At 62.4% G+C, this 6,000-nt stretch carries 8 protein-coding genes; 1 reads left to right on the top strand and 7 read right to left on the bottom strand.

Features of this window, described 5'->3' with window-relative positions; all coding sequences use genetic code 11:
• Positions 1-846: 846 nt before the first annotated feature.
• The 5 genes from MBENS4_RS17425 to rpmF form a co-directional block, all read right to left on the bottom strand.
• Positions 847-1,263, bottom strand: a complete 417-nt coding sequence (locus tag MBENS4_RS17425) for a MerR family transcriptional regulator (protein ID WP_445321528.1) — start codon at positions 1,261-1,263, stop codon at positions 847-849.
• Positions 1,264-1,280: 17 nt separating this feature from the next.
• Positions 1,281-1,577: an integration host factor subunit alpha gene (locus MBENS4_RS17420; protein WP_039393205.1), complete on the bottom strand. Its 297-nt coding sequence runs from the start codon at positions 1,575-1,577 to the stop codon at positions 1,281-1,283.
• A 110-nt stretch (positions 1,578-1,687) separates the two neighbouring features.
• Positions 1,688-2,662: a beta-ketoacyl-ACP synthase III gene (locus MBENS4_RS17415; protein WP_039395301.1), complete on the bottom strand. Its 975-nt coding sequence runs from the start codon at positions 2,660-2,662 to the stop codon at positions 1,688-1,690.
• Positions 2,659-3,720 (bottom strand): phosphate acyltransferase PlsX, encoded by a 1,062-nt coding sequence (plsX, locus tag MBENS4_RS17410; protein WP_039393202.1) that lies wholly within the window; start codon positions 3,718-3,720, stop codon positions 2,659-2,661. Before plsX ends, MBENS4_RS17415 begins: the two co-directional genes overlap by 4 nt.
• 28 nt (positions 3,721-3,748) lie before the next feature.
• Positions 3,749-3,928: a 50S ribosomal protein L32 gene (rpmF, locus tag MBENS4_RS17405; RefSeq protein ID WP_013833797.1), complete on the bottom strand. Its 180-nt coding sequence runs from the start codon at positions 3,926-3,928 to the stop codon at positions 3,749-3,751.
• 163 nt (positions 3,929-4,091) lie between these two features.
• Between rpmF and MBENS4_RS17400 the strand changes: the two genes are divergently transcribed.
• Positions 4,092-4,484, top strand: a complete 393-nt coding sequence (locus MBENS4_RS17400; protein WP_039393199.1) for an MAPEG family protein — start codon at positions 4,092-4,094, stop codon at positions 4,482-4,484.
• 26 nt (positions 4,485-4,510) lie between these two features.
• Here MBENS4_RS17400 and MBENS4_RS17395 read toward each other — a convergent pair whose 3' ends face one another.
• Entirely contained in the window at positions 4,511-5,191 is a 681-nt protein-coding gene (locus tag MBENS4_RS17395) for an MBL fold metallo-hydrolase (protein ID WP_039393196.1), read from the bottom strand.
• A 68-nt stretch (positions 5,192-5,259) separates the two neighbouring features.
• On the bottom strand, positions 5,260-5,904 hold the full coding sequence (locus tag MBENS4_RS17390; RefSeq protein WP_039393193.1) for a LexA family transcriptional regulator: 645 nt from the start codon (positions 5,902-5,904) through the stop codon (positions 5,260-5,262).
• Positions 5,905-6,000 lie beyond the last annotated feature (96 nt).

Below are 6,000 nucleotides of genomic sequence, written 5' to 3'. Positions count from 1 at the left end.
ATCAGGTTACCCTCACCGCGTACCCAGCGCCAAGTCAGCGTATTAGGAAACGCCTTCTACACTGCAGCCATCTTGTGCGTATGTGCATTCGGGGACCAAGCGAGGCAATGAACTTGCACCCTCGCTTTGTGCCATCGCGGTCTTTGGTGGCTTGCTTAAAAGGGATCTTGCGCTCCACAACGCTCCGCGTACGCGGCGGTGATGGCCTCCATCATCCACGCCTGGCGCCCGTCAGCCATGATCAGACGAAGGGCCTCGAGCAGACCTTACCCATGTCGGTCACGCCAGCGGCGGCATCAACGTTGCCCGCGAGAGGCCGCCCGATAGCAGCACGCCGCGACGTGTGGCAGACTGCTCGAATGATAGGCAGAACAAACCACATCTGCGATTACGCCGCTTCGTGGATCGCGATCTGGGCACACGCGTTCGGCCGGTTACGCCGGCTCTCGCACTACTGCCGCTTATGCTTGCCGGGGCGATCCAAACGCACCTGAGCCTTGCCGCGTCAACGTGGACATGGGTCATTGCCAGTAGTGTCTGGACCGTCCTTGTATCGTGGCGAGCCTGCAGGTTGTTCAAACCTGCTGCCGCTCGCTGCGATCGCCAATTCGATGTGCGCGACAAGTTCGCTCTGGCAGCCGAATATCACGTCAATGAAAGCGCAACGACGGCGAAGTGGACGCGCAGAATGCCCCGGCACCGGAAGTGATGCGGCGCCGCTCTGCCATCAAATGTCAGCGACAGCAGCCTGCGCCAAAATCCCTATGGGCCAGCACCGCCGGGGTATTCTCCTGACGATCTCGGGATAATTCCTCGCCGCCGCTCACCAATCCACCTTACAGAATATTAACCAGCCTCAAGTGCCGACCGGAGCTTTTCACGAATTTTACTAAGGGTTTTCCGCATTGAGTCGTCTGAATTCAGACCCGAGTCTTCGGACGAGTTCGACGCCCGCTGGGCCTCCCCGCCAGACGCATCCTGCTCCAGAAGCTGGCTTGCGCCGCGCAATGTATACCCTTCGCGATGGACCAGATCATCGATCCGTCGCAGCAGCGCGATGTCCTCGGGACGGTAATAGCGCCGCGAACCACTGCGCTTGACCGGCTGCAGCATCGGGAACTGGGTTTCCCAATAGCGCAGGACATGCTGGCGCAGTCCCAGCAAGGCGCTGACCTCGCCGATCGTGCGCAGAGCGCCGGGCTGCTTGTGCGAGCCCGGCGCTCCGTGCGCTGCCTTCAAATTGCTGGAAGAAGTCTTCAGAATCCGCACTCCGTCTGGCCTCAGGCCCCGGCAATGCGGTCCTTCAGCATCTGGCTGGCCCGGAAGGTGAGGACACGCCGCGGCGTAATCGGCACCTCCACCCCGGTCTTGGGATTACGCCCCATGCGCTCACCCTTGTCGCGCAGGAGGAATGTTCCGAAGCCGGAGATCTTCACGTTCTCGCCGTCACTGAGCGCTGTCACCATGTGCTGGAGGATAGATTCCACCATGGAGAGCGACTCCGCCCTCGACAGTCCGAGTTGACGATGAATCGCGTCCGCGAGTTCTGCTCGCGTCAATGTATCCACTGACTGCATCAAGCCTGCATCCCCTTCAAACGCTTATCCTGAGGGGATGATATGAAAATCAACGAAAATTGCAATGCTGGGTCGAATAAGGAACGCATCCAAAATGCGTTATACCGAATTCAGACCCGCAGAAGGCTCGCGCCCCAAGTGAAACCACCGCCCATGGCTTCCAGCACGACAAGGTCGCCCTGCGTGATCCGGCCATCGCGTACGGCCTGGTCAAGCGCCAGCGGAACCGAAGCGGCCGAGGTATTCGCATGCTCCCCCACGGTCTTGACGACCTTCTCGGGCGAGAGCGAAAGCTTCTTGGCGGTACCATCCAGGATACGCGCATTGGCCTGGTGCGGCACCAGCCAGTCGATATCCGCCGTGGTCAGACCTTCCGCCTCGAGCACTTCGTGAAGCACCTGGGCCAGGTTCACCACGGCATGACGGAACACCTCACGGCCCTTCATGCGCAGCTTGCCAACGGTTCCGGTGGTCGAGGGACCACCATCGACATAGAGCAGCTGGTTGTGGGCGCCATCGGCGTGGAGCTTGGTCGCAAGAATGCCGCGGGGCGTTTCACCCTCGGCCTGCTCCTGCGCCTCGAGCACGATCGCCCCCGCACCATCACCGAAGAGGACGCAGGTCGTGCGATCTTCCCAGTCGAGAATGCGGCTGAACGTCTCGGCACCGATCACGAGCGCGCGCTGGGCCATGCCCGAACGCAGCATCGAGTCGGCCACGCCCACTGCATAGAGGAAGCCCGAACAGACGGCCGCCACGTCAAAGGCGATGCAGCCGCCGCAGCCCAGATTGTGCTGCACCGTGGTCGCCGTTGCCGGGAACGTCTGGTCGGGCGTGGCCGTTGCCAGGACGATGAGATCGATGCTGGCCGCTTCGATGCCCGCGGCCTCGATCGCCTTCAGCGCCGCCTTGGTGGCAAGGCTCGACGTCGTTTCGTCAGGACCCGCGATATAGCGCTGGGTGATCCCGGTACGTTCGACGATCCATTCATCGCTGGTGTCGACACGCTGGGCGAGTTCGCTGTTGGAGACAACCTTTTCGGGGAGGGCCGAACCGGTACCGAGCAGAACCGAACGGCGCATCAGGCGCGCTCTTCCTGGGCACCCGGCATCCACAGCGATGAATCGCCTACGCGGGCCAGGTCGGCGCTGATACGCTCGGTCACTCGTTCCTCCAGAAGGCGGGCGGTCACGGCGACCGCATTTGCGACACCTGCGGCGCTAGCGCCCCCGTGGCTCTTCACGACAATGCCGTTCAGACCCAGGAAGACCGCACCGTTATGATTGTTGGGGTCAAGATGGTGCTTGAGCAGTTCGGTGGCAGGGCGCGAGATCAGGAAACCGATCTTCGAGCGCAGCGAACTGGAAAAACTGCGGCGCAGGAGGTCCGCGACAAAACGCGCAGTCCCTTCCACGGCCTTGAGGGCGATGTTGCCCGAGAAGCCATCGGTCACCACGACATCGACGTTGCCATGCGCCATCTTGTCGGCCTCGGTGAACCCGTCGAAGGAGATCGACAGTTCCTTGGCCGCTTCGCGCAGGATCGCGGAGGCATCGCGCAGAAGCTCGGTGCCCTTGATCTCTTCGGTGCCGATGTTGAGCAGACGCACGCGCGGTTCGGCCCGGCCGGACACGACGCGCGCATAGGCCGCGCCCATGATCGCGAACTGGACCAGGTTGCGGCTATCGCACTCGGTGTTGGCGCCCAGATCAAGCATGATCAGGTCGTTGTCGCCGAGCGTGGGCATGAGTGCGGCGAGTGCAGGCCGGTCGATCCCCGGCATGGTGCGCAGGGTCAACTTGGAAATGGCCATCAGCGCGCCGGTGTTGCCACCACTGACGGCGGCGCCGGCATCACCTGCCTTCACCGCCTCGATGGCACGCCCCATCGACGTCCCCTTGGAACGGCGAAGGGCCTGACTCGGCTTGTCCTCGCCACTGATCACACCATCGGTATGGATGATCTCGGACGAGGCGCGCAGGTTCGGATGATCCTGAAGCGCATTCTTGATCCGCTCTTCGTCGCCGACGAGCAGAAACTGGAACTGGTCATGACGACGGCGCGCAAGTGCAGCGCCCTCGATCATGACGCGCACCCCCTCGTCGCCGCCCATCGCATCGATGGCGATACGCGGCAAACTCATGGGCAATCTCCGAACTTCGTGCGAGGTCTTAGATTTCGACCGCGACGATCTCACGGCCGTTGTAGTGGCCACAAGCGTTGCAGAGGTTGTGCGGGCGCTTCAGCTCACCACAGTTCGGGCACTCGTGAAAGGCCTCGACCTTGAGCGCGTCATGGCTGCGACGCATGCCCCGGCGGGACGGGGTGGTTTTTCTTTTGGGGACTGCCATCTCGGCACCTGTTCCTGGAAATGCGTTAATGTAAAAAAGGCCGCCAGGGCCCGTACTCGGACCGGCGGCTTGCGAAAGCGGGCCTATACCCGATTTCTGGAGAGTTGCAAGCCGTTCCTCACCCCATCACAAACTAACGGGCTTCACGAGAGAGCAAAACACCATGATCCTGCCTACAACACTGTGTCTTGCCGCGACTGCAGTACTGATCAACCTCTGGCTTGGCGCCCGGATCGGCAAGATGCGCGGCCAGGAAAAGATCCTCCATGGGGACGGCGACAATCCGCGCCTGATGCAGCGCATGCGCGCCCAGGCGAACTTCATCGAGAACGCGCCCTTCCTGCTGATCCTGGCAGGCGCCATCGAGATTTCCGGCAAGGGCGGCATCTGGCTCCCCCTTGCCGGAGCGCTCTTCATGGCCGCGCGCGTGTGCCATGGCCTGGGCATGGACCGCAGCGACATCAACGCCTTGCGCGCCGGTGGCTTCGGGATCGGCCTCCTCGTCACGCTGGGCCTGGCCGTTGTCGCCGTCCTGATCGCACTGGGCCTGTACTGAGCGAGCTGCGCCCTCAGCGCATCGGCTCAACTCATCGGAAGACCGCGCTCGAGCGCCTTGTCGCTGACGTAAGGATTGGTGCGGCGCTCGTCCCCGAAGGTACTGACAGGCCCGTGCCCTGGCACGAAGGTCACGTCATCGCCCAGCGGCCAGAGCCGCTGCGTGATCGAGTTGACCAGGTCCTCCAGATTGCCGCGCGGAAAGTCCCAGCGCCCGATCCCGTTCTGGAAGAGGACGTCGCCCACCATCGCAAAACGGCTCGGCGCGTGGTGGAACACGACATGGCCGGGCGTGTGGCCAGGACAATGGACGACATCGAGCTCCAGGTCCCCGACCGTCACCGTATCGCCGTGCTCCAGCCAGCGATCGGGCTCGAAGGTGTGCGCCTCCATGTTCCAGCGCGGCCCGTCATCGTCGAGCTGGGCAATCCAGAAACGGTCTTCCTCGTGCGGCCCTTCGATAGGCACGCCCATCTCCTTGGCGAGCACACCCGCCTGGCCACAGTGGTCGAGATGACCATGCGTGATCAGGATCTTCTCCAGGGTAACGCCGGTCTGCTCCAGCGCCTGCTTGAGTTTGGGCAATTCCCCACCCGGATCGACAAGCGCGCCACGCATGGTCTTGGTGCACCAAAGGAGCGAGCAGTTCTGCTGGAGCGGAGTGACAGGGATGATGCCCACACGCATGGGCTGGCTTGGTTCGGTCATGCTCCGGGACATGACTCCGGCCCGCGGCGAATGCAACCACGCGATCTGCTGCAGCGGCGAACCAGCCGCTAGATCCGCCCGCCCTTCCAGACCACGCGCCCGACAACCGCGACATCTTCGGGACGGCACTCGATCACGCCATAGGCCGGATTGTCGCTGCGCAGGGCGACAACGCCCGGCCGACCGGTCTCGACGCGCTTGACCAGAAGAGTTCCATCCACGCGCACGACGTGGATGCCATCGCGCAAGCCGCGCTGCCCCTGATCGACCAGGATCTCGTCGCCATCGCGCAAGGTCGGCTCCATCGAATCGCCAAGGACGGCGATCATCGCGAGGTTTCCGGGTTGTAACCCCATGGCCCGGAGCCAACGCATGGAAAAACGGACCGAATCGAACGCGGCATCCTGCGAATCGAGAGCCCCCGGCCCCGCCGACGCGCCCAGCACGAGCCGGGGAATTTCCACCCATTCCGACGAATTCCCTCCAGAACCGGAGGAAATATCCTCTGGCTTACCGAGCTCTTCCTCGGCCACCCGAAAGAACCGGGCCAGGGCACCGCGGTCGGTCTCCTCAAGCTTCTTGGGGCTGCCCTTACGTACGAATTGCTGGAGATAGCTGGGATTCTTCCCCAGCATTCGCGACAGCGCGGACAAGCTCACCCCGCGCGCATCGGCGAGTTCCAACAGGCGGCTTCGGATAGGATCGCTTACCATAATGTAATCCGTACACGAAGGAAATTTCCTAGACAAGTAGGATTTGAGTTGGAACATAAGATGAACATTAGCTCAACCAATGAAGGAAAGGAAAAT

The sequence above is a fragment of the Novosphingobium sp. MBES04 genome, from assembly GCF_000813185.1.
GTDB lineage: Bacteria > Pseudomonadota > Alphaproteobacteria > Sphingomonadales > Sphingomonadaceae > Novosphingobium > Novosphingobium decolorationis.
The sequence above is the reverse complement of the archived record's forward strand: the minus strand, read 5'-3'. Positions and strand labels throughout refer to the sequence as shown.